Genomic DNA, 23,453 nt, shown 5'->3' on the forward strand with positions numbered 1-23,453 from the left:
TTTAACGACAGGTTAAATTTAATTAAGCATTTTATGGCAATTTTAATAACTAGGGCTAAGCTTTTGTTATGAATTGAATTGACAGGGAATGCACTTACTAAATGCTAAAACTTCCGAGCGAACTTGCTATTACGCAAGTTGAAACACTACATAAAGACTTACTACACGAACTCAATAGCAACGATGATATCTGTCTTGATATTAACGATGTGATTTCTGCTGATACTGCCTCAATTCAACTTTTATGCGCCTTACAAAAACACCTACTTACTATACAGCACAAAATAATATGGGTAGGCAGTAGCGAGGCCTTAACGCATACAATTAATAAACTTGGCTTAAGCCAATACTTAACAACCGAAAGTAAAAGTTAGGGGTATATATGAAAAGAATTTTAGCGGTTGATGATTCAGCATCGATGCGTCAAATGGTGAGCTTTACATTAAAAACTGCCGGGTTTGATGTAACCGAAGCTAAAGATGGCAGTGAAGCTCTCGCTATTGCCAAGCAACAAGATTTTGATGCCGTGATCTCAGATGTAAACATGCCAATAATGGATGGAATTACATTAATACGAGAGCTGCGTACTTTACCGAGTTATAAATTTACACCATTACTAATGCTTACTACAGAGTCGGGCTTAGAAAAAAAGATAGAGGGTAAAGCTGCTGGTGCAACAGGCTGGATTGTAAAACCATTTAATCCCGATCAGCTACTAGCGGTAATTAAAAAAGTTATTCGCTAAGGAGCGCAGTGTGAGTATAGATTTAAGTCAATTTTTTGAAGTTTTCTTTGAAGAGAGTTTTGAAGGCCTAGATACCATGGAGGCTGAGCTATTAAACTTAGTGCCAGGTGAGGAAGATTTAGAAACTATCAACACTATTTTTAGAGCTGCTCACTCAATAAAAGGAGGCAGTGGCACTTTTGGTTTTAGCTCCGTTGCTGACTTTACTCATGTACTTGAAACACTACTGGATCAAATTCGCCAAGGTGAACGAGAGCTTAGTACCGAGCATGTCAATTTATTACTCAAAGCTGTGGATTGCTTGCGTGCTTTACTTGCTGCACTTCAAGGTGAGCAAGAGCCAGATTTAACCGAGGCAGATTCGTTAAAAGTACAATTTGAACGTGTACTTGGAATGAAAAACGAAACACAAGGAAATAAACCTCAAAGCTTTGACGAGCAAACAAGTAGTAACACCTATCAAATAGACTTTAAACCTCATCATCATTTATTTAAAACAGGAAACGAGCCACTGTATATGATCAGTGAGCTTGAAGAGCTAGGTGAGTTAGAAACCACAGTATTTTACGATGAAGTTCCAGAAATTACAGATTTGAGCAGTGATGAATGCTTTTTACATTGGCGCTTTTTTTTAGATACTAGCCATGATGAAAAAGCCATAAAAGAAGTATTTGAATGGGTAGAAGACGATGCCGACATAACAATTGAATTATGCGGAGGCTTATTTGGCAATGATGAGCCAATACAACCTAATCAAGGTGAGATATCTAAAGCTGTTGAGCTTGAAACATCCGATTCAATAAAAGTAGCTGAGCTACCTAGTAAGCCAAAGCAACCCGCTGCTAATAAAGATAAAAAACCTGCAAGTACACCAGAGTCTACCTCCATTCGAGTTGGTATTGATAAAGTCGATTCGTTAATAAATATGGTAGGTGAACTTGTTATTACACAAGCGATGCTCAATCAGCTTAGCGAACAAGAAATCACACCAGCCACAATCACTTTACTACAAGAAGGTCTAGCGCAACTTGCCCATAATACGCGTGATTTACAAGAAAATGTGATGCGCATTCGTATGCTGCCAATAAACTTTGTATTTAGTCGTTTTCCTCGATTAGTGCGAGATATAGCGCAAAAACTAAATAAGCAAGTTGAGCTAAAGTTGATTGGAGAGCAAACCGAGCTTGATAAAACAGTAATGGAAAAAATATCCGATCCTATGGTGCATTTAGTGAGGAACTCACTTGATCATGGATTAGAGACTGTTGAGCAAAGACTGGCGGCAGGTAAAGATCCCGTTGGCACAGTAACCTTAAATGCATTTCATCAGGGTGGAAACATTGTTATTGAAATAATGGATGATGGGCAGGGGTTAAATACAAAAAAAATAAAAGAAAAAGCCATCGCTAACGAATTAATCTCAGCTGATAACCATCTCAGTGACGATGAAATAAATGAGCTTATTTTTATGCCCGGCTTTTCGACAGTAGATGAGGTAAGTGACTTATCTGGTCGTGGAGTTGGGATGGATGTAGTTAAGCGAAATATTCAATCATTAAATGGCTCAGTAGAGGTAACCTCAGCGGCCGGTGTTGGTTCTACGTTTACTATTAGATTACCACTTACTCTCGCTATTTTAGATGGGCAATTAGTTAAGGTGGCTCAGCATACTTATATTATCCCGCTCATTTCTATTGTGGAATCTCTGCAAATTGATATTGCTAAAGTGAGTCGAGTGGGTAAAAGCCTTGATGTATTGAGGCTTCGGGACGAATACATTCCTATTTTAAGGCTCTACGATATTTTTAATCATAAAAATGCCATTGAATCACTCGATAAAACGCTGCTTGTTGTTGTAGAAACAGATAACCAAAAGGTGGGTTTATTAGTTGATGATTTACTGTCTCAACAACAGGTTGTTATTAAAAGTTTAGAGGCTAACTATCATAAAGTTGATGGCGTATCGGGAGCCACTATTTTAGGCGATGGGCGTGTATCGCTGATTGTGGACATTAGCGGCTTAATAAAGCTCTCAGGTTTAAAAAAACCAGGTAGCCAAGAATTAACGATTGAAACGCAAGCCACTTTGGAGGCGTTATGAGCTCAGAGCAAAGCCAGTTAAGTAATCAATTAAATCTTCAGCAACAGCAAGGTGTAAAACAGTTTTTAACTTTTATTATGGCTGATGAAGAATACGGCGTTGATATTTTAACAGTACAAGAAATTCGCAGTTGGGAAGAAATTACAGTACTGCCCAATGCGCCTGAATTTGTAAAAGGCGTTATTAATTTACGTGGAACAATAGTGCCAATTATTGATTTACGGTTGCGCTTTGGATTACCAAGTGTCGACTATGGGCCATTAACGGTGGTTATCGTTGTTAAAATAGAATTTGAACTAGGTAGTAAAATTATAGGTGTTGCTGTTGATGCCGTTTCTGATGTTTACAGTATTGCGGAGCAAGATGCGAAAGCGGTTCCTAGTTTATCTGAGTCGAATAATTGTGAATATGTAGCTGGGTTGGTGAATGTTGGTGAAAAAATGGTAGCGCTAATTGACCTGCAAAAAACAATGAATATTTAGCAAATAGAAACTAAATGAATAATAAACTTAAAGGTGGTGATGAGCATGGGATGGTTTAGTAATCCAAAGCAGTCAAAATCAAGTAATGATTTAATTGTAGACGCATTGAATAAATCATTAGCGGTGATTGAGTTTGAACCTAACGGAAAAATAATTACTGCAAATATGAATTTTCTAAACGCGATGGGCTATCGTCTTGAAGAGGTTCAAGGCCAGCATCACTCTATGTTTGTTGACCCAGATGAAGCTCAGGGCAACGATTATAAGAACTTTTGGCAACGCCTGCGTAATGGCGAGTTTATCTCAGATGAGTTTAAGCGTAATGCAAAAGGTGGAACTGAGGTATGGATCCAAGCAACTTATAACCCAATTGTTGATGAGCAAGGGCAAGTATTAAAAGTAGTTAAGTTTGCCACCGACGTGACCGAGCAAAAGTTAATAGCAGCAGAAGCTTCAGGGCAAATTAGTGCTATAAGTAAATCTCAAGCGGTTATCGAGTTTAATTTAGATGGCACTATTATTGATGCCAATGATAACTTTTTAAATGCACTTGGTTATCAACTTAGCGAGATTAAAGGTCAGCACCATAGGCTTTTTATTGACCCCGAACATGCAAATAGTATCGAATATAAAGAATTTTGGGCCAAACTAGGTCGTGGTGAATTTGATTCAGGGGAATATTTAAGAATAGGGAAGCAGGGTCAGGAGGTTTGGATTCAAGCATCTTATAACCCAATTTATGATATGAACGGCAAGCCGTTTAAAGTGATTAAATACGCATCTGATATTACTGAACAAAAAGAGCTTGAAAAAGCATCTCGCAAAGCAGCCGATTTAGCAAATGCGCTTAAAGTTTGCCAAGCGAACGTAATGATTGCTGATGAAGACCTTAATATAGTATTTGTGAACGATCGTGTTCAGAAAATGCTAAAAGTCCGCGAAAAAGAATTACAAACTGTATTACCAAGCTTTTCTGTTGATAATTTAATTGGCACATGTGTTGATGATTTTCATAAGCACCCTAATCATCAGCGCGATTTATTAAAAAATCTCGATAAGCCTCATAAAGCCGAATTACTTTTAGCGGGTGTCACTTTCACCTTGATTGCTTCACCTTGGATTAGCCAAGATGGAAAGCATTTAGGCACCATTGTTGAGTGGGAAGATAGGACCAATGAGGTTGCGCTTGAAAAAGAAATTGCTGAGCTGATTGGTGCTGCAGGTAATGGCGAATTAGATACAAGAGTCGCGGAAGAAGGCAAGGAAGGATTCTTTTTACGTTTGGCTCAAGGGCTAAATAGCTTAGTTAAAATAGTTGATGATGCAGTTGCTGACACGGGCAGTATGCTCGATGCGATGGCAAATGGTGATTTATCAAAACGAGTTGAAAAAGAATATAAAGGCTCATTTGATAAACTCAAACGCGATGCTAATGCTACGGCAGATAAGTTAACGGAAGTGATTAATCGTATTAATTCATCGGCAACGCTTGTAGCCAGTGGTGCAGAGGAAATCTCTCAAGGTAATGCTGATTTAAGCCAACGTACAGAAGAGCAAGCCTCATCACTTGAAGAAACAGCGTCGAGCATGGAAGAGATGACTAGCACCGTTCGCCAAAATGCTGATAACGCAAAAGTGGCAAACGATTTAGCAGAAGAAACATGCGAAAAGGCGATTCAAGGTGGTGAGGTTGTAAATAGAGCAGTTACGAGCATGTCGGCAATTAATGAGTCGAGCAAGAAAATTGCAGATATTATTGGTGTCATTGACGAAATAGCATTTCAAACTAACTTATTAGCGCTTAATGCTGCAGTAGAGGCTGCAAGGGCTGGTGAACAAGGTCGAGGCTTTGCGGTTGTTGCAGGTGAAGTTCGTAATTTAGCACAGCGCTCTGCAGGCGCAGCGAAAGAAATTAAAGAGTTAATAAGAGATAGTGTAGGCAAAGTAGCTGATGGCTCTCAATTAGTTAATGAGTCGGGCGCTACACTTAAAGAGATTGTTGTATCGGTACAAAGAGTGACGCAAATGATTTCTGATATTACAGAGGCATCTGAAGAACAAAGTGCGGGTATTGAACAAGTTAATACCGCCATCTCACAAATGGACGAAATGACGCAACAAAATGCCGCCTTAGTAGAGCAAGCCTCTGCCGCTGGCGAGTCTATGGCTGAGCAAGCTAATGAGATGCGCCAACTACTCAACTTTTTCTCAATAGGTCAGCAAGAGATGGCGATGATTTCGCCGACTATGCGCACACCTAAATTATCTCATAAGTCGCAAAGCAGTTTTGTAAGTAATAAACCCAGAGGCGATAACTTTGTAGACTCTGCTGATGAATGGGAAGAATTTTAACAACGAATCTTCTTATATACCTCGCTGAATACATAATCACAGCGAGGTATTATTTGGCAGGCTAAATTGAGAGCGAACAATGAAAGAGTTTTTGTGTACCGACCGCGACTTTAAAGAAATTGCCAGTTTAGTTTATAGCGCATGTGGAATTGTATTAGGTGAGCATAAGCGAGAGATGGTTTATTCACGCTTAGCAAGACGTATTAGAGAGCGAAAACTAACTGACTTTAAAGCCTATTTAGAGTATTTAAATAGCCATAAAGATCAGGAGTTTGATGCCTTTATTAATGCAATAACAACTAACTTAACGTCTTTTTTTCGTGAAATACACCACTTTGAATTTATAAAATCTGAGCTTGTACCTGCTCTCTTAAAGGCAAATAAAAATAGTAAGCGAGTAAGAATCTGGTCTGCAGGTTGCTCAACAGGAGAAGAGCCCTACAGTTTGGCGATGACTTTAAATAATGCATTTCCGAGCAATTGGGATGTAAAAATACTAGCAACCGATTTAGATTCTAATGTATTGGCAAAAGCACAAAAGGGTATTTACACCGCAGCGAATGTTAACGGCTTAGATGACGTGCAACTTAAGCGTTGGTTTTTAAAAAGTAAAGACGGTGAAAACTATAAAGTTAAAGATAGACTAAAAGAGTCTATTTCATTCAAGCGTTTAAACTTATTGCAAGATTGGCCAATGAAAGGATCATTTGATCTTATTTTATGTCGTAATGTTGTTATTTACTTTGATAAAGAAACAAAAGATCAGCTTTTTAAACGTTACGCCAATATATTAAATGAACAAGGTTATTTGTTTTTAGGTCACTCAGAAAGTATGGGAAAAGAGCATACGCAATTTAAAAATTTAGGGAAAACTATGTACCAAAAGGGACAAAATGCACGCAGAGTTTAGGCCGGTATTACCTAACTTTGAACATATTAAACGATATTGGGACTCGGGCCGAGGTAGCGTTGTTGCTAAAGTGCTTCCGGGTGAGTTTTATGTTTCTAAAAATAATGAGCTGATCTCTACAGTTTTGGGTTCGTGTATCGCGGCTTGTGTTTACGATGAAGTACTAGGGATTGGGGGCATGAATCACTTTATGTTACCAATTCAAAAGGGAGTAGAACTTAAGAATGCGCATAGTTTAAGTTGTCGGTATGGCAATTGGGCTATGGAGTATCTTATAAACGAAGTTTTAAAAAATGGTGCGTCTCGCCGTAACCTAAAAGTAAAACTTTTTGGTGGGGGTAAAATTATTAGTGCGATGACTGATATAGGGCTGGGTAATATTAGTTTTGCAGCGGCGTATATTAAAGAAGAGGCATTAAATCTAGTTGCCCACGATATGGGTGGACCATGGCCACGAAAAATATTTTTTCATCCGAACACCGGTAAAGTTCATATGAAAAAACTTAAAAACCTACATAATAATACGATTGAAAAACGCGAAGTCCGTTACTTACAAAACCTTAAAAAGCAAGAAGTAGTAACTGATATAGAGCTGTTTTAGGAGTATGCATGATTAAAGTATTAATAATTGACGACTCCCCCTTAATTAGGCGTTTACTCACTGAAATATTACAGCAAGCTAAAGATATTACGGTAGTGGGGAGCGCTGAGGATCCCTACGAAGCTCGCGAAATGATAAAAAAGTTAAATCCTGATGTATTAACGCTCGACGTAGAAATGCCAAAAATGGATGGCATTAGTTTTTTAAAAAACTTAATGCGATTAAGACCAATGCCAGTAGTGATGATTTCAACACTGACCCAAAAAGGCTCTCCTATTACACTCGAGGCACTCGAATTAGGGGCTGTTGATTTTATAGCTAAGCCTACTAATAACGTAAGAGAGCAATTGAGCCAATATGCATCACTTGTTCAACAAAAGGTGCGAATAGCTGCTGGAGCAAGAGTAAGAAGCTATAAAAAAACGGTCGTCACAAATGAGCCTATTAATACCCATTCTCAATTTTTACTTAATAAAGTAATTGCGATAGGTGCTTCCACGGGGGGTACTGAGGCTATCAAAGAAGTACTTATTAAAATGCCACAAAATTGCCCGCCCATTGTAATTACTCAGCATATTCCTCCTGTGTTTAGCGCCTCATTTGCTGAGCGAATGAATCGTACATGCACGATAAATGTGAAAGAGGCTGAACATGGCGATAAGCTTAGCACTGGCTGGGCTTATATAGCACCAGGTGGTTTTCATTTAAGTATTAAAAAGCGAGGTGTTAGCTTGTATTGCCAGCTTGATGATGGCGAGCCGGTCAACAGACATAAACCTGCGGTAGATGTGCTGTTTAACTCATTAGTTGAGACAGGAGCTAAAAACGTAGTTGCAGCCATACTAACAGGGATGGGGAGTGATGGCGCAAAAGGGTTACTTGCACTAAAACAAAACGGTGCGTATACCTTGGCTCAAGATGAGTACTCATCGGTGGTATGGGGTATGCCTAAGGCTGCCGCTGAGTTAAATGCAGCAGACGAGATAGTTGCGCTGGATAAAATAACCCAGCGACTATTACATCAGGCAGTTAAGGTTTAGGCGCTTCAATTACCCAAGGCTGCGAAAACCAAAAATAATCACCAGGGTTAGAAATAGAAGGGGCCGTACAATTAAAACGAGATCGCCCTTTATTAAGCACCTTTGGTGAGGTTATTTCGACTGTATTTTTATTTACCCATTTTAAATCTGCTTGGCCTACGCTTGATACGTAACAGGCAAATTGGCTTTTATGAAAGTCACCCATTTTAAATTCAATTGTGAGCGTGGGTGGATTTTGTTGTGTAACGCTATCTTGATAAGTTAAATTGGTGATATTAAACGCGCGTGAGTTAAGCTTAGTAATAAGAGTTTCTAGTTTGCTGTAAAAGCCTGATGCAGGAAAACGCGGTAAGCGGCTAAAATTAGAGTCTTTATTTACAGCGCCGGAGTGCTGACCAATACCCACAAAACCAAGCTCTGTCACAAGTGCTTGCAGCTCGTTATTAAACTCACCATACGGGTATGCTAAGTATTTATAGTCGTGGCCTATTTCTTCTTTTATACGCTTTTGAGAGCTAATAATATCTTGCTTAATACGTGATTGCCATTGTGCATCGGTTTCGTTTTCAAGCTTAAGGTGTAAGTAATCATGTTGTCCGCTATGATTGGCTATTAATGCCCCTTTTTTAGATAATTCTTTGAGCTTATCCCACCCCATTACGTAGCTCATGCTCTCGTCTATTAATTTAGGATTTACAAAGATAGTGTACGGGTAGCCAAACTTTTCTAAAATAGGCGCGGCTTGTTCATAGTTATTGTTATAACCATCATCAAAGGTGATGGCGACAGTTTTATCAGGTAAGGTTTCACCTTGCTGAAGTGCGTTTATTAAGTCATTAAGAGGAATAACGTTAAAGTTGTGCTCTTTTAAATAGCTCAAATGTTTAGTGAATGTATTGGCGCTAACGCTCGTTACAGCGGGTAGGGTTTCACTAACATGATGATACTGTAAAATAACGGCTGCTTGAGCCCGCACAGATACACTAATGAGGATAAATAATACTAAATGAAACAATTTCTTATACATAATAAGGCACACCATAAAAGCTTGCTGTTGTTAGCGGGTCCGATGATACTATCAAATATCACAGTGCCGTTGTTAGGAATTGTTGATACCGCTGTAATTGGGCACTTAGGAAGCGCTCATTACTTAGCGGGTATTGCCCTTGGCTCTGCAGTTATATCTATTTTATTTTGGCTTGCTGGTTTTTTAAGAATGAGTACCACGGGGCTCGTGGCACAAGCATACGGAAAAAACGATTTAACCCAACTTGCCGCTTTACTTAAACGAAGCCTATTGCTTGCAAGCGCAGTGGCCGTGCTATTAATTGTGTTATCCCCATTAATAAAGCACGCTATTGCTTATCTCTCCGCCGCCAATAGCGATGTACTTATCCAAGCGTATCAGTATTTTAGCATTCGTATTTTTAGTGCTCCAGCAGCATTGTGTAATTTAGTGTTACTGGGTTGGATGCTTGGTGTACATTATGGTCGAGGCCCATTTTATTTATTACTCGTCACTAATATCGTTAATATAGTACTCGATATTTATTTTGTTGTTTATTTAGATTGGGCAGTTGCAGGCGCTGCGTGGGCTTCACTTATTGCTGATTATACGGCTTTAGTATTTGCACTGTTTTTAGTGGTTAAACTAGCTAAAAAACAAGACATTGATCTAAATGTACCGAATTGGTTGAGTATTAGCAAAATGGCTGAATTATTGAGTTTGAATAGAGATATATTTATTCGCTCTTTAATACTGCAATTATGCTTTAGTTTTATGACGTTTTACGCAGCGCGTATAGGCGAAACCACATTAGCTGCTAATGCTGTTTTACTTAACTTTCTAATGTTGGTGAGTTTTGCTCTTGATGGCGTTGCTTACGCGTCTGAGGCAAAAGTAGGGCAAGCTAAAGGCCAAGGAAGCGTTAAAAATATAGAGCTTTGGGTTAAAATAAGTGTATTTTGGGGCATGCTTTTTGGCGTCTTATATAGCGCTTTTTTTGCATTATTTGGCCGCGGTATAATCAAGCTTTTAACCAATGTGCCAGAGGTTATTCAAGAGGCAACACACTATTTACCATGGCTAATAGTGTTGCCTATTTTGGCCATGAGTTGCTTTTTGTTTGATGGTGTTTTTGTAGGGCTTACGCGAGCAAAGAACATGCGTAACAGTATGATACTTTCAGCTGGAGTTGGCTTTTTTGGTGTGTTTTGGGTGTTTATAGACTGGCAAAATAATGGGTTATGGCTTGCTATGAGCTGTTTTATGTTAATGCGCGGGGTTACATTAATAATTAAATATCACCACTTAAAAATAAATAATCAGCTATTAGATTAAACTAAATAAATGGTTTATTTCCAGAGATCGGGGTCGTGGTGTTTAGGGCCCATATCTTTTAAAACTTGTGAAAAACGATTAGCAAAAATACCGCAGTAGCCCCAACCGGCAAAAAATAATGCGGGGAGTAAAATTATAACGCCAATTATTTGTAAGCTGTAGTGAGTGTAATACCCAATAGATATGAATATCACGGCTAGCACAAACAGTGCTAAGCCGTGAAAAAAGCGCTTTAAGCTCAGCTTAGGGTTGCTCCCTAAGCGATAAATAAGCTGCTTTAGCATTTAGAAGGCCTAATAGTAAGAGTGATCGCCCGCTTCATGCTCTGTTATATCAGCAACACCGGTGATTTCTTCAAACTTAGCTATCATTTCTTTTTCAATACCTTCTTTTAGCGTTACATCGATCATAGAACAACCGTTACAACCACCACCAAACTGAAGTATAGCTATACCTGCAGCTGTAATTTCAACAAGGCTTACTTGACCACCGTGGTTAGCAAGTTGTGGATTTACTTCGGTTTCTAGCATGTGCTGTACACGCTCGTTTAACGATGCATCGTTACCTATTTTACGCGCCTTTGCATTTGGTGCTTTTAGCGTTAACTGAGTACCCATTTTGTCGGTAACAAAATCAATTTCAGCTTCTTCTAAAAATGGAGCACTTTCTGCATCTACAACGGCATCAAAACCGTTAAAGTTTAGGCGAATATCGCTCGCTTCTACAGCGTCTTCTGGACAATAAGACACACCACATTCCGCTTGTGATGAACCAGGGTTTACAACAAACACACGAATATTGGTTTGTTGTGATTGATCTGCTAATAGTTTAGCAAAATGCGCTTGCGCTGTTTCGGAAATAGAAATCATAAAACCATCTATACTTGACTAAATTACTCGGATACTGCGTATCATACTCCGCTCATCGTGTTGCGGCTAGTGTTGAGCGTAAAAAGTTGGCATCTATTTTAAGCAATGGTAGCGTGCAAACAACGAACATTTTTTGAGTGATTTATATGCGTTTGGTATTAACATTAATGGTGGTGTTGCTTAGCTTTTCAAGTGTAGCTAAGCCACTTTCGTATTATTTTGAACAAGATGTAAAATTTGACCCTTCAATTCCTACTCCTGAGCAAGTACTCGGCTACGAAGTAGGAGAGTGGCACGTGAGACACGATCAGCTCGTACGTTATATGGAAATACTTGCTGATAAAAGCGACCGTATAAATTTTGAGGTGATTGGCCGCACGCATGAACAACGCCCGTTAGTAATGCTAACAATTACTGCTGCTGATAAGTTATCAAGCATAGAGCAGACACGCCAAGCTCACTTAGCACGCTTAAGTAATAACAGTAGTAAAGCACAAGACGATCCTGCCGTTGTATGGATGGGTTATAGCGTTCATGGTAATGAGTCATCAGGTAGTAACTCATCATTGCTGGTGGCTTATTATTTAGCTGCTGCACAAGGTACTGAAATAGATGAGCTATTAAATAACACGGTTATTTTACTCGACCCTTCACTTAATCCTGACGGGCTTGCTCGTTTTGCTAATTGGGCCAACAGTAACCGAGGCATGAATTTATCAAGTGACCCTAAAACCCGTGAGCATGTTGAAAACTGGCCTAGCAGCCGTACTAACCACTATTGGTTTGATTTAAATCGCGATTGGCTACTGCTACAGCATCCTGAATCGCGTGCACGTATTGCTAAATTTCATCAGTGGAAACCAAATATTTTAACTGACTTTCATGAGATGGGTCCAAACAGCAGTTACTTTTTTCAACCAGGTATTCCAAGTCGTAAGCACCCTATAACACCTGATGAAAATGTTACCTTAACAAAGGCAATTGCCAACTATCATGCAAAAACTTTAGATGAAAACAATGCACTTTATTTTACAGAAGAAAGCTTTGACGATTTTTACTATGGAAAAGGCTCAACTTACCCAGATGTAAATGGCGGCATAGGCATTTTATTTGAACAAGCAAGTTCTCGCGGACATATTCAAGACACCATAAATGGACCTTTGAGCTTTCCTTTCACTATTAAAAATCAACTGTTAACGAGTTTATCTACCTTTAAGGCAGCAGTTGATAACCGCCAAGCATTACTTGATTACCAGGCTAAGTTTTACAATCAAGCTACAGATTTAGCCAGCGATGAAAGCTTTGAAGGTTATGTTGTTGAAGGTGCAAGCGACAACACCCGTATTATGCACTTTTTAGAATTGTTAAAGCAGCATCAAATTAACGCTTACCCACTTACTAAATCATTAAAAGCAGATGGTAAGAATTTCAGTACACATAGCTATTTTGTACCATTAGCACAACCACAATATCGTTTAGTAAAAGCGATTTTTAGTGAGCAAAAAAACTTTGCCGATAATACTTTTTACGATGTATCTGGCTGGACATTAGCGCATGCGTTTAATTTGCCATTTTCTAAAGTTAAAAGTAGTTGGGGATTAAAAGTTGCTGATAAAGCATGGGAAAAAGTAGCAACCCCATCATTTTCTTCACTCACCGAAGGTTACGCATTTGGTTTTTCGTGGGATGATTATTTAGCACCTAAAATGTTAAATAGCTTATTACAGCAAGGTATAAAAGCACGTGTAGCGCTAAAAGCATTAACGGCTAAATCAACATCAGGAGAAATTAATTTTAAACCTGGAAGTATTATTATACCGGCTGGACTACAAACAAATACAGATTGGATTACCTTGCTAAATAAAGCACAAAATGAGTTTGGTATTGCAATCAAACCTATTACATCAGGTTTAACAAGCAAAGGAGCCGATTTAGGGTCGCGATCAATGGCGGTTGTTAGTGCTCCAAAAGTACTGCTTATTGGCGGGCAAGGCGCAAGCCAGTACGAAGTCGGCGAAGTGTGGTATTACCTAGATCGATTTGTAGGTGTTGCACCAACAATTGTTGAAATGAACCGCTTTAGTTCACTCGAGTTAAGTGAATACAGCCATATTGTGCTTGCTCATGGCAATTACAATAGCTTATCTGATGCCGACAAAGTGGCTATTAAAAGCTGGGTAAGAAAAGGCGGCGTTATTTGGGGTCACAAAGGCGGCGCTAAATTTTTAGCTGATCAGCAATTACTCAAAGCAAGCTATCTATCACGACAAGATGTAGCAAGTGCATTTAAAACGACAGGTTTAAGTTATGGCGATAAAGATCATTTAGCAGGACGTCAACGCATTGCAGGTGCTATTTTTAATACTAATGTAGACTTAACTCATCCGCTTACATTTTCACTTAAGCGTAATACATTGCCCGTATTCAAAAACAGTACTTGGTTGCTAGAAGCTTCCGATGCTCCGTTCGTAAATGTACTTACCTACACTAAAAATCCATTATTGGCAGGCTTTACCGATGCCGTTAATGTTGAGCAAGTTGCTGGCGGCGCAGGCTTAATTGCTCACTCATACGGACGAGGTACAGTAATAGGCATGACCGATGACCCTGTATTTAGAGGTTACTGGTATGGGACTAGTCGACTACTAAGCAACGCTTTATTTTTTGGCCATACGTTTCGTGCAAATGGCGAATAATACTAATTCGCTTAAATTAAGTGATCTATTTTGAGGATGGAAAAACGTGTTGATAGCTAGGCAAAAAATTCGCTATTTAGTTGTTCTCGGCAATTGCTCCTGCATTGCTCTACCTTCTGCATCCATGCAGTCGTAAATGAGAATTTTTTAACTCAGGTAGCGACACGTTTAGCCCCGTAAAATGATTAAGTATTATTGCGGATTGGTATAATACTTTTTAATAATTAAATAGGCGTTAAGCAAGTTGTAAAAGCCCACACTTGTTTAGCGCCTGCTTGTTTTAGTGCACTAGTAGCTGCGTTTAATGTTGCCCCTGTCGTCATCACATCATCAACAATAGCGACTGTTTTACCGCCCATATCCTGTGTACAAATAAAGGCATTTTTTAAGTTTTTAATACGCTTTGCTTTAGATAGCTCCGACTGGGCTTGTGTTTTTTTATCGCGAATAAGTACGTTACTCACTGATGCGTAATTAGCTAAACATGGTTGCCAAACTTGGCTTACCTGATTAAACCCGCGAGTAATGAATCGGCTTTTATGAAGAGGTAAAATAATAAAGGTATCGGGCAAAGTAGGGCTTTGCTCAAAAAACTGCGTTAATTGTTTTTGTATAACTTGCTGCAGTGCCTTTTTATAATGAATTTGATTATTAAATTTTAGCCTTTTAAGCCAATGTTCAAAGGGAGGTTGATAAAAAGCACAGGCAAATAATTTATCAAACTCGCAATTAGGAAACATCTCAACAATATCGGGTCGATGCAGTAAATTCTTATGCTTACTAAAATCAAACAATGGTAAATCTTCAAGGCAATAATCACAAAGCCCTAAAGAGGTCGTAATCGTATTTTGACATTGCATGCAATAAGAGGGAAATAACCAATTTAAAACGGCTTGTTTCACTGACTCGCTCCTTGCATTGCAATCGCCTTTTTAAACGTTATGATGAGCCTAAGTTTGGTAAAGGTTAGGCAAATATGCAAAATGAGTTAGTGTTATTACATGGTTGGGGAATGAATCAGGGCGTATGGCAGTTAGTACAGCCAGAACTTGAGTTTTTATATTCAGGAAGTGTACGTAGCCTTGACCTACCTGGGTTTGGTAATAACCATGTTTGCCCAAGCCCTTATACTTTGCATGATGCAGCAGAAACTTTAAGTAAGCAGTTAAAGCCGAAGACCATTTTAATGGGGTGGTCGTTAGGTGGATTATTTGCACTTTATATTGCTAAGCATTGGCCTGAAAAAGTATCAAAAGTTATTTTAATTGCATCGACTCCTTTTTTTGCGGAGGCAGATAATTGGCCCGGAATAAAAGCGAATGTATTGGCGCAGTTTAAAGAGCAGTTAGTTAATCATCGAGAAAAAACAATAGAGCGCTTCTTAGCTATTCAAGCGATGGGTAGCGAGTCGGCGCGTGATGATATAAAGCTGCTTAAACAATTACTAAATCAGTACAGCGCACCACAAAGCGACGCCCTGAGTGCTGGTTTAGATATTTTACAAAACGACGATTTACGTGATTTATTTGCTCATTGTCCAGTACCTATCAAAGGAGTATTTGGCCGACTTGATGCCTTAGTGCCTTATAAAGCAATTAGTGAAATGTCAGTACTAAATACTGAGTTTGAATACGAAGTGCTAGATAAAGCGTCGCACGCGCCGTTTATTTCTCATAAAAGTGAGTTTTTATCTGTCGTTAAATCAATGCTTTAAAATAGAGCTAAGAATAGCGCTGTTTAAAGCTTTATTTTGAGCAGAACCTGAGCGATAATTAAACAATGTTTATTTGGTGGAGGTTTTAATATGCCAATCGGATCTGTATTTAATAGTGGTGTAGAAGGGTTTAATCGAGCTAGCCAAGGTATTGAAAAGGCTAGTGCTGAGATTAACCGTGCCAGTATAGAACAGCAAGATGACGCACAATTAGCGCAGCAACGTCAGCTTACAGCAGCACGCCCTGAAGAAGCTATTACTGCACCTGTAGCACAGCCAGCTCGTGTTGATGAAGCGCTTGTTAACTTAAAAGTTGAAGAGTTTAATGCCAAGGCAAATACGCAATCAATTCAAACGGCCGATGATGTACTTGGCACGTTAATCGATATTAAAGTTTAGTATTATGAATATTGTCACGCCATTTCCATCTATCAATATAAACACTGCAAATGTTTATACGGAAACTGCACGGCGTGACAACCAACTACGCGAAGTTATTCCTGCTCCCGCATCTAGTAGCGCAAGCAATACAGAAACCAAAGCGCAAAGTGATTCTGAAAAAGCAAAATTACCAGGCAGTAGCGATGGTGCGACGTATAACGCAACGGGAAAAATAGCAGACGAAAAGTCAGTTCAGCAGCGCGATGGAAACTCAGAAAACCCTGAGGGCTCTGAGGAAGAAAGTGAAGCAATCGAGAAAAAAGAATCTGAGCAAGAAGAGCTGCAATTAGAACAAGAACAACAACAAATTACAGAGCTAAAAGCACGAGATACTGAAGTACGAATACACGAGCAAGCGCACGCTTCTGTAGGTGGGCAACATGCTGGCTCGCCAAGCTATGAGTATCAACGTGGCCCAGATGGTACTAACTACGCAGTTGGCGGAGAAGTACAAATAGATGTATCTGAAGTTCCCAATAATCCGCAAGCGACTATAGACAAAATGCAAACGGTACGCGCTGCCGCATTAGCGCCTGCAGAGCCTTCGGGAGCTGATCGCTCTATTGCTGCAGATGCTACGCAAAAGCTAGCAGTGGCTCAAGCTGAGCTTGCACAACCTGAAAAAGAAGACGACGAAGACGCAAAAAGTAAGCTTGAAGCTTCATTCTCTAGCGATGAAAGCAACGATACAAAAACAGCTAAAAGTGATGAGCAAACACGTGATGCCGATGTTGAGGCACGGGCGGGGCGTATTGCTAACTTTTATCAAATGGCTACATCGCCAGCGAGCCAAAGTAGTTTTTCAGCGTTAAGTTAATAATTTAGTAAAACGTAACCACAAAAAAACCGCTTACGCGGTTTTTTTCGTTTTAGCTTAGCTGTACAACTATTATTTTTTCACTTTAGCATTAGCGAACGCATCGGCAAATGCATTACCCATTAACGCATTACCGTTGTCACGTTTAGGCTTTGCAGCGCGAGGTTGCGAATTATTAGCACGTGCTTGTGGCTTTTGCGTAGCTGGCGCTGCTGACTTATTACTTGTGTCAATGTCGTCATCTAAGCGCATAGTAAAGCTTATACGTTTACGTGCAGCGTCTACTTCAACAACTTTAACCTTTACAATATCACCAGCTTTAACAACTTCACGCGGATCTGATATAAATTTATTCGTGATTGCTGAAATATGCACTAAACCATCTTGGTGAACACCTACATCAACAAACGCACCAAAATTAGCAACGTTTGAAACCACGCCTTCTAAAATCATACCTGGTTTTAGGTCACTAATTTTTTCAACACCGGCTTTAAACTCAGCTGTTTTAAATTCAGGGCGAGGATCTCGACCTGGTTTATCAAGCTCAGTAATAATGTCGGTAACGGTCGGTAAGCCAAATTTTTCGTCAGTGTAATCGTTAGCAGCAAGTTTAGTTAAAAAGTCGCTGTTACCAATTAGGTTACTGACATCTACGCTATTGCGTTCACAAATACGTTTAACAACAGGATAAGCTTCAGGGTGAACTGATGAGTTATCTAGAGGATCGCTACCATTGTTAATACGTAAAAAACCAGCCGCTTGTTCAAATGCTTTTGGCCCTAAACGCTCAACCTTTTTAAGCTCACTACGTTTAGTAAATGTGCCGTTAGCATCGCGATAATTAACGATATTTTGCGCTAATGTTTTGTTCAAACCAGATACGCGTGTAAGTAGCGGTACCGATGCCATGTTTAAATCTACGCCTACTGAGTTTACACAGTCTTCAACAACTGAAATAAGACTTTGGCCTAATTGGCTTTGCGATACATCGTGTTGGTATTGGCCAACACCAATTGATTTTGGCTCAATTTTAACAAGTTCAGCAAGAGGGTCTTGAAGGCGGCGCGCAATAGAGACAGCCCCTCGTATAGAAACATCTAAATCTGGAAATTCATTAGCTGCAAATTCAGAAGCTGAGTAAACCGATGCACCCGCTTCGCTAACCATAATTTTACTAAGTTTAAGTTCGCTGTTTGCTTTCATAAGCTCAGCAACCAACTTATCTGATTCGCGTGATGCAGTACCGTTACCAATCGCAATTAGCTCAACTTTATGCTGACGACAAAGTTGCTCTAACGTACGCACTGATTTATCCCAATGATTTTGTGGTGCATGAGGGAAAATAGTTTGTGTAGCTAGTAATTTACCTGTGCTATCAACAACGGCAATCTTACAGCCAGTACGAAGGCCTGGATCAAGACCTAAAGTAGTACGGGGGCCTGCAGGTGCTGCCATTAATAAATCTTTTAAGTTTTTAGCAAATACGTCGATTGCACCAGCTTCTGCTTTTTCGCGCATTGCTGAAAAAAATTCATTCTCTAGGTGTAATCCTAACTTAATTTTCCACGCCCATTGCACAACGTTTAATAACCAAGGACTTGCCGCTTTATATTTAATATCTAAACGGTAATGGTCAGCAATCATGTTGGCACATAGTTGCGCTGAATTTTCAGCGCTAGGCTCTGGATTAACATTTAACTGAAGTACACCTTCATTTCGGGCTCTAAGCATAGCAAGCGCACGGTGAGAAGGTACTTTTTTGAGAAGTTCTTGATGCTCGAAGTAGTCACGGTATTTTGCACCCGCTTGCTCTTGACCTTTAATTACAGTGCTTTCAATTGCGCCGTTTTGACTAATGTGGCTTCTAAATTTAGCAAGTAATTTTGCGTCTTCAGCAAAGCGCTCCATCAAGATAAATTTAGCGCCTTCGAGTACCGCTTTTGTATCTGCAAAGCCTTTTTCAGCACTTACAAACTGCTCTGCTTGTTGCTCTGGGTCAAGGTTAGCATCTTTAAATAGTGCATCTGCAAGTGGCTCTAAACCAGCTTCAATTGCTATTTGGCCTTTAGTACGGCGCTTAGCTTTATAAGGTAGGTATAAATCTTCAAGTTCAGTTTTACTTTGTGCATTAGTTATATCGGCACTTAGCTCTGGCGTTAATTTATTTTGCGATTCGATGGTCGATAAAATAAAACTACGGCGCTCTTCTAGTTCACGTAAATACGATAAACGCTGCTCTAAAAGGCGTAATTGGGTGTCGTCTAGGCCGCCGGTAACTTCTTTTCTGTAGCGGGCAATAAAAGGAACAGTTGCGCCTTCATCAAGTAATTTTGTAGCTGCAACAACCTGTTGCTGCTGTGCGTTTAACTCACCGGCTAAACGTGCAGAGATATCGCTCATGCAAAAACCTTTTTATACAATAAAATAAGACCAGAAGCGTGTTACTGGCGCCGTTAATTGCTTGAATAATATCACAGGAGGTAGTAATAAAAAGCTCTTAAAGCAAGCTATTTCACTTGCTTTAAGATGGTTGGGAAGGGAGTAAATCAATTCAACTAAAAGAGCGCCCTAGTGAGGATGCTCAATGTTTTCTAATACTTCACTGAAAGAGTGAGCAATAGGGCTAATATGTAGTGGAATATGTAATGTTTTAGCTATTTGGCGAGCTGAAATTAAACCACAAATTTCGCTACTTGCTGTTGTTACTAATAAAAACATTACACCTTGATGCTCCATTGTTTGCAGCGCATCACCAATACATGCATAGCTTAAACTTTGCATGCTTACACCTGTAAGTCGGCTAATTGGCGTCATAATATCGCGCAAGCTTACTTCACTTCGTGGGGTATTTAAACGCTCTGCAATAATAGTAATTTTAGAGCTTTGTAAATCGGCGCTAGAAACAAGACCAATCAATTTTTGGTTCTCGTCGGTTACTAAAACAAAATCAGATTGTTGTGCACTAACTTGTTTAAGTGCATCTGTAATCGTTGTTGTATGCTCTGCACGAATAGGCGTTTTTTGAGTAAAGTTATTTACCATTTTTAGCGCTGGAGATGATAAATCAATCAATGGTTGATCATCTGCAAATGTGCTTGCAATAACGCCGTGAGAAACATTTTGAGTACGTAATTCTTTAAAGTTAGACATAGTAGTCACCTTAGTAGTTATAAAATTTAATTAAGTTGTAAAGTAATGAATTAAATTAAATAGCTAGGTGGTCCGCGTTGGTACGCAGTGCTAAAAGGTCTGTTTAGATTGGTGCTCTTATAAAAAGAATCTACGACATTAGGAAGTGGTTGAAGCGACCTAAAGGTAATAGTATTAACGTGAGAGTCTACGTCAAAATCGAGGTTTGCTTGGTCAGGAATGTCACAAGCAATAAAGTGATTAGATAGTTTAGCGTTATCAAGGTTTACTTCAGTGTTACTGGCATGCAGCGTCAAACTTACACTCATTAAAAGTGCAAACAATACGGCATTATTTAATATGCGCTGTACTATGTTTGACATAACCACGACCTTAATTAACTGCTTTCAAATTAAACAAATCAACTTGAATAATTCAGTTATAGCTTATTGGCTTAATTTACACAATCAAAAGTTAACATGATCTGAATCAAAACTTTTTATTTCTTTTTTTGGTAATCGATACTGTTTACATACCACTGTTTTTTACCCTGAGGAGTAGGTACCTCAAAATCGTCATCTATTTGTTTTTTAATTAGCGCCCGCGCCATAGGTGAGTCTATCGATATGTAATCTTTTCGGTCGTAAATTTCATCAGGTCCGACAATTCTGAATTTTTTAGTTTCACCTTCTTCGTTTTCAATTTCGACCCATGCACCAAAAAACACTTTTCCATCTTGAACGGGAGAGTAGTCGATGATTTTTAAATCAGGTATGCGTTTGCGTAAATAGCGTACACGACGGTCAATTTGGCGTAGCAAACGCTTGTTGTACTGATAGTCTGCGTTCTCAGAGCGATCTCCGAGGCTGGCTGCCCAGCTTACTATTTTTGTTACTTCTGGGCGTTTAACGTTCCATAGTTGGTCGTGTTCTTGTTGTAATTGTAAGTAACCTTCGCGGGTAACTAAATTTGTTTTCATGGTGAATTCTTTATTAGCTCTAATGGTGTGCACGTTATTAAATTTGCCAAAACTTGTCGAGCGTAAAATGTAATAAAGTACGAGTAAGTAAGCTTTGAAATGTTCAGTAACAATCTAAGCAAGTAATTAGTTTTTGATTATTAAGTTTTTCATTTATATTAATTAGTAATTGGATATAAAAATAAGAAAGAGATTATGGGACACGAAACCACAAAAGTATTAGTTGTTGATGACGATATGCGCTTACGCAGTTTGCTTGAACGTTATTTAGTAGAGCAAGGCTTTATTGTTAGAACCGCAGGAAACTCGGAGCAAATGGATAGACTCCTAGAGCGAGAAAACTTTCACTTAATGGTTCTCGATTTAATGCTCCCAGGCGAAGATGGCTTATCTATTTGCCGCCGTTTACGCCAAAAAGAAAATGAAATTCCTATTGTTATGCTTACTGCAAAGGGCGACGAAGTAGATCGCATTATTGGTCTTGAACTTGGCGCTGACGATTACATTCCAAAACCATTTAACCCACGTGAGCTACTTGCTCGCATAAAAGCCATTTTACGTCGCCGAGCAAAAGAAGTGCCAGGCGCACCTGCTGCTGAAGAAAACTTAATCGCTTTTGGTAAATTTACGCTTAATTTAGCAACGCGCGAAATGAGTGAAGGGGATAAAACAATATCGCTTACCAGTGGTGAGTTTGCAGTGCTTAAAGCGCTTGTTTCGCATCCACGTGAGCCACTTAGCCGCGATAAGCTAATGAACTTAGCGCGTGGCCGCGATTACAGTGCGCTTGAGCGAAGCATTGATGTGCAAGTGTCGAGACTTCGCCGCATGATTGAAGTAGATGCTGCCAATCCGCGATATATTCAAACCGTTTGGGGTTTGGGGTATGTGTTTGTTCCCGACGGTGAAAAGTAATATTTATGGGCATGTTTCCGCGCAGTGCTTTTGGACAAACTGTTTTTTTAGTGGCGGCTCTGCTGCTCATAAATCAAATAGTGTCTTATGTTACGGTTAGTTTTTATGTTGTAAAACCAACCATTGAGCAAGTTAACTTGATGCTTGCTAAGCAAATTAAAACAGTATTCATTGACTGGGAAGATGGCGTTGAAATAAACGACGAAGTATCTGCAAAGTTTTTTGAAATTACTGGCATTGAAGTCATGACTCAGCGAGAAGCGATGCGTCAAGGGCTTGGGCAAAGCCGCGAATATTCTATGCTATCGCGCAGCATGACTGAGCAACTTGGTGGTTATTCTCGTGTACGTATTAGCCAAACTGATCCGTTGATTTATTGGGTTGAAGCACCGCAAGCGCCAGGTTATTGGGTAAAAGTACCGCTTAAAGGCTTTAAAGAGAACAACTTAGAGTTTTTAACTTTTTACTTATCAAGTATTGGCTTTTTAAGTGTGCTGGGTGGGTGGTTGTTTGCAAGGCACCTTAATAGACCATTAAAAGCACTGCAACAGGCTGCAGTGAAAGTGGGTAAAGGCGACTTTTCTACCAAGTTAGAAGAACAAGGCTCAACAGAAGTAATAGAAGTAACGCGCGCGTTTAACCAAATGTCGCGCGGAATTGCTGCACTTGAAAACGACCGCCGTTTACTAATGGCCGGTGTATCTCATGATTTACGTACGCCGCTTACGCGTATCCGTTTAGCCACCGAAATGATGGTTGATGAAGACGACTATCTCCGTGAAGGTATTATTTACGATATAGAAGACATGAACGGGATTATTGATCAGTTTATTGAGTATCTACGCCACCATAAACGTGAAGAACTAAGCTGCGAAGATATAAATGCTTTAGTTGCCGAGGTTGTTAATTCTGAGCTTCAGCATCAACGTACTATTACGTTTAAAAGTAATCCAAATATAGGCAATATACCGTTAAGCTCTGTGGCTATTAAACGTGTAATTACCAACATGATTGGTAATGCGCTGCGTTATTCTGAGGGCGATATTGAAGTACTTAGCTACTTTAATTCAAACAAAAAGTATGTAGTTATCGCTGTAAACGATAATGGCCCCGGCATTCCTGAAAACGAACTAGAGTCTGTGTTTGAGCCCTTTAAACAAGGCGATGCAGCTCGCGGAAGTGAAGGCAGTGGTTTAGGCCTTGCTATTATTAAACGCATTGTTGATATGCACGACGGTAAAGTAAAGCTAGAAAACCGCCCAGAAGGCGGTTTAAGTGCACAAGTATACTTGCCAATAAAGGTATCAACCCCTGCATAGTA

The 23,453-nt window shown here is 39.5% G+C and carries 23 protein-coding genes; 15 read left to right on the plus strand and 8 right to left on the minus strand.

Going from position 1 to position 23,453, the window contains the following annotated elements:
- Positions 1-101 precede the first annotated feature (101 nt).
- The 8 genes from CXF76_RS05125 (at position 102) to CXF76_RS05160 (ending at position 8,231) form a co-directional block, all read left to right on the plus strand.
- Positions 102-374 carry an STAS domain-containing protein gene (locus CXF76_RS05125; RefSeq protein ID WP_101163187.1) on the plus strand — a complete coding sequence of 91 codons (273 nt, stop codon included), beginning with the start codon at positions 102-104 and terminating at the stop codon, positions 372-374.
- Positions 375-382: 8 nt separating this feature from the next.
- Positions 383-745 (plus strand): response regulator, encoded by a 363-nt coding sequence (locus CXF76_RS05130; protein WP_007584956.1) that lies wholly within the window; start codon positions 383-385, stop codon positions 743-745.
- Between the two features lie 10 nt (positions 746-755).
- Positions 756-2,846 (plus strand): chemotaxis protein CheA, encoded by a 2,091-nt coding sequence (locus tag CXF76_RS05135; protein ID WP_101163188.1) that lies wholly within the window; start codon positions 756-758, stop codon positions 2,844-2,846.
- Entirely contained in the window at positions 2,843-3,328 is a 486-nt protein-coding gene (locus CXF76_RS05140) for a chemotaxis protein CheW (protein WP_007584959.1), read from the plus strand. The genes CXF76_RS05135 and CXF76_RS05140 overlap by 4 nt, the downstream gene beginning before the upstream one ends.
- A 45-nt stretch (positions 3,329-3,373) precedes the next feature.
- Positions 3,374-5,680, plus strand: coding sequence for a methyl-accepting chemotaxis protein (locus tag CXF76_RS05145; protein WP_101163189.1), 2,307 nt, complete (start codon positions 3,374-3,376; stop codon positions 5,678-5,680).
- Between the two features lie 79 nt (positions 5,681-5,759).
- Complete coding sequence (locus tag CXF76_RS05150; protein WP_024591684.1) at positions 5,760-6,590, plus strand: CheR family methyltransferase; 831 nt, start codon at positions 5,760-5,762, stop codon at positions 6,588-6,590.
- Complete coding sequence (cheD, locus tag CXF76_RS05155; RefSeq protein ID WP_007584962.1) at positions 6,574-7,191, plus strand: chemoreceptor glutamine deamidase CheD; 618 nt, start codon at positions 6,574-6,576, stop codon at positions 7,189-7,191. Before CXF76_RS05150 ends, cheD begins: the two co-directional genes overlap by 17 nt.
- A gap of 8 nt (positions 7,192-7,199) precedes the next feature.
- Positions 7,200-8,231: a protein-glutamate methylesterase/protein-glutamine glutaminase gene (locus CXF76_RS05160; protein WP_007584963.1), complete on the plus strand. Its 1,032-nt coding sequence runs from the start codon at positions 7,200-7,202 to the stop codon at positions 8,229-8,231.
- On the opposite strand, the gene CXF76_RS05165 is transcribed toward CXF76_RS05160, so the two are convergent.
- Positions 8,221-9,258: a polysaccharide deacetylase family protein gene (locus CXF76_RS05165; RefSeq protein ID WP_101163190.1), complete on the minus strand. Its 1,038-nt coding sequence runs from the start codon at positions 9,256-9,258 to the stop codon at positions 8,221-8,223. The genes CXF76_RS05160 and CXF76_RS05165 overlap by 11 nt on opposite strands.
- Positions 9,259-9,300: 42 nt before the next feature.
- Between CXF76_RS05165 and CXF76_RS05170 the strand changes: the two genes are divergently transcribed.
- Positions 9,301-10,572, plus strand: coding sequence for an MATE family efflux transporter (locus CXF76_RS05170; protein ID WP_101163201.1), 1,272 nt, complete (start codon positions 9,301-9,303; stop codon positions 10,570-10,572).
- Between the two features lie 14 nt (positions 10,573-10,586).
- Here CXF76_RS05170 and CXF76_RS05175 read toward each other — a convergent pair whose 3' ends face one another.
- Positions 10,587-10,856: a hypothetical protein gene (locus tag CXF76_RS05175; protein WP_101163191.1), complete on the minus strand. Its 270-nt coding sequence runs from the start codon at positions 10,854-10,856 to the stop codon at positions 10,587-10,589.
- 9 nt (positions 10,857-10,865) lie between these two features.
- Entirely contained in the window at positions 10,866-11,441 is a 576-nt protein-coding gene (gene nfuA, locus CXF76_RS05180; protein ID WP_007584966.1) for a Fe-S biogenesis protein NfuA, read from the minus strand.
- A 146-nt stretch (positions 11,442-11,587) separates the two neighbouring features.
- On the opposite strand from nfuA, the gene CXF76_RS05185 reads away from it, so the two are divergent.
- The gene (locus CXF76_RS05185; RefSeq protein ID WP_101163192.1) at positions 11,588-14,137 is read left to right on the plus strand and encodes a M14 family zinc carboxypeptidase; all 2,550 of its coding nucleotides are present in this window, start codon (positions 11,588-11,590) and stop codon (positions 14,135-14,137) included.
- 224 nt (positions 14,138-14,361) lie between these two features.
- Here CXF76_RS05185 and CXF76_RS05190 read toward each other — a convergent pair whose 3' ends face one another.
- Positions 14,362-15,039: a ComF family protein gene (locus CXF76_RS05190; RefSeq protein ID WP_101163193.1), complete on the minus strand. Its 678-nt coding sequence runs from the start codon at positions 15,037-15,039 to the stop codon at positions 14,362-14,364.
- Between the two features lie 74 nt (positions 15,040-15,113).
- On the opposite strand from CXF76_RS05190, the gene bioH reads away from it, so the two are divergent.
- The 3 genes from bioH to CXF76_RS05205 all read left to right on the plus strand — a co-directional run bounded on the left by bioH (position 15,114) and on the right by CXF76_RS05205 (position 17,109).
- Positions 15,114-15,851, plus strand: a complete 738-nt coding sequence (gene bioH, locus CXF76_RS05195; protein ID WP_101163194.1) for a pimeloyl-ACP methyl ester esterase BioH — start codon at positions 15,114-15,116, stop codon at positions 15,849-15,851.
- A 90-nt stretch (positions 15,852-15,941) separates the two neighbouring features.
- On the plus strand, positions 15,942-16,250 hold the full coding sequence (locus CXF76_RS05200; protein WP_007584971.1) for a hypothetical protein: 309 nt from the start codon (positions 15,942-15,944) through the stop codon (positions 16,248-16,250).
- A 4-nt stretch (positions 16,251-16,254) separates the two neighbouring features.
- Positions 16,255-17,109, plus strand: a complete 855-nt coding sequence (locus tag CXF76_RS05205; RefSeq protein ID WP_101163195.1) for a putative metalloprotease CJM1_0395 family protein — start codon at positions 16,255-16,257, stop codon at positions 17,107-17,109.
- Positions 17,110-17,181: 72 nt separating this feature from the next.
- On the opposite strand, the gene CXF76_RS05210 is transcribed toward CXF76_RS05205, so the two are convergent.
- From CXF76_RS05210 to greB, 4 genes are all read right to left on the minus strand, one after another.
- The gene (locus tag CXF76_RS05210) at positions 17,182-19,509 is read right to left on the minus strand and encodes a Tex family protein (protein WP_101163196.1); all 2,328 of its coding nucleotides are present in this window, start codon (positions 19,507-19,509) and stop codon (positions 17,182-17,184) included.
- A gap of 168 nt (positions 19,510-19,677) precedes the next feature.
- Positions 19,678-20,259 carry a CBS domain-containing protein gene (locus tag CXF76_RS05215; protein WP_024594284.1) on the minus strand — a complete coding sequence of 194 codons (582 nt, stop codon included), beginning with the start codon at positions 20,257-20,259 and terminating at the stop codon, positions 19,678-19,680.
- 50 nt (positions 20,260-20,309) lie between these two features.
- Positions 20,310-20,621, minus strand: coding sequence for a hypothetical protein (locus CXF76_RS05220; RefSeq protein ID WP_024607436.1), 312 nt, complete (start codon positions 20,619-20,621; stop codon positions 20,310-20,312).
- Positions 20,622-20,737: 116 nt separating this feature from the next.
- On the minus strand, positions 20,738-21,217 hold the full coding sequence (gene greB / locus CXF76_RS05225; protein WP_024607435.1) for a transcription elongation factor GreB: 480 nt from the start codon (positions 21,215-21,217) through the stop codon (positions 20,738-20,740).
- 195 nt (positions 21,218-21,412) lie between these two features.
- On the opposite strand from greB, the gene ompR reads away from it, so the two are divergent.
- Both ompR and envZ read left to right on the plus strand, forming a co-directional pair.
- The gene (gene ompR / locus CXF76_RS05230) at positions 21,413-22,132 is read left to right on the plus strand and encodes an osmolarity response regulator transcription factor OmpR (RefSeq protein ID WP_002959552.1); all 720 of its coding nucleotides are present in this window, start codon (positions 21,413-21,415) and stop codon (positions 22,130-22,132) included.
- A 5-nt stretch (positions 22,133-22,137) separates the two neighbouring features.
- Entirely contained in the window at positions 22,138-23,451 is a 1,314-nt protein-coding gene (gene envZ, locus CXF76_RS05235) for a two-component system sensor histidine kinase EnvZ (RefSeq protein ID WP_007584979.1), read from the plus strand.
- The last annotated feature ends 2 nt before the right edge of the window (positions 23,452-23,453 follow it).

It is taken from the genome of Pseudoalteromonas sp. 78C3, assembly GCF_002836695.1.
Classification (GTDB): Bacteria; Pseudomonadota; Gammaproteobacteria; order Enterobacterales; family Alteromonadaceae; genus Pseudoalteromonas; species Pseudoalteromonas arctica.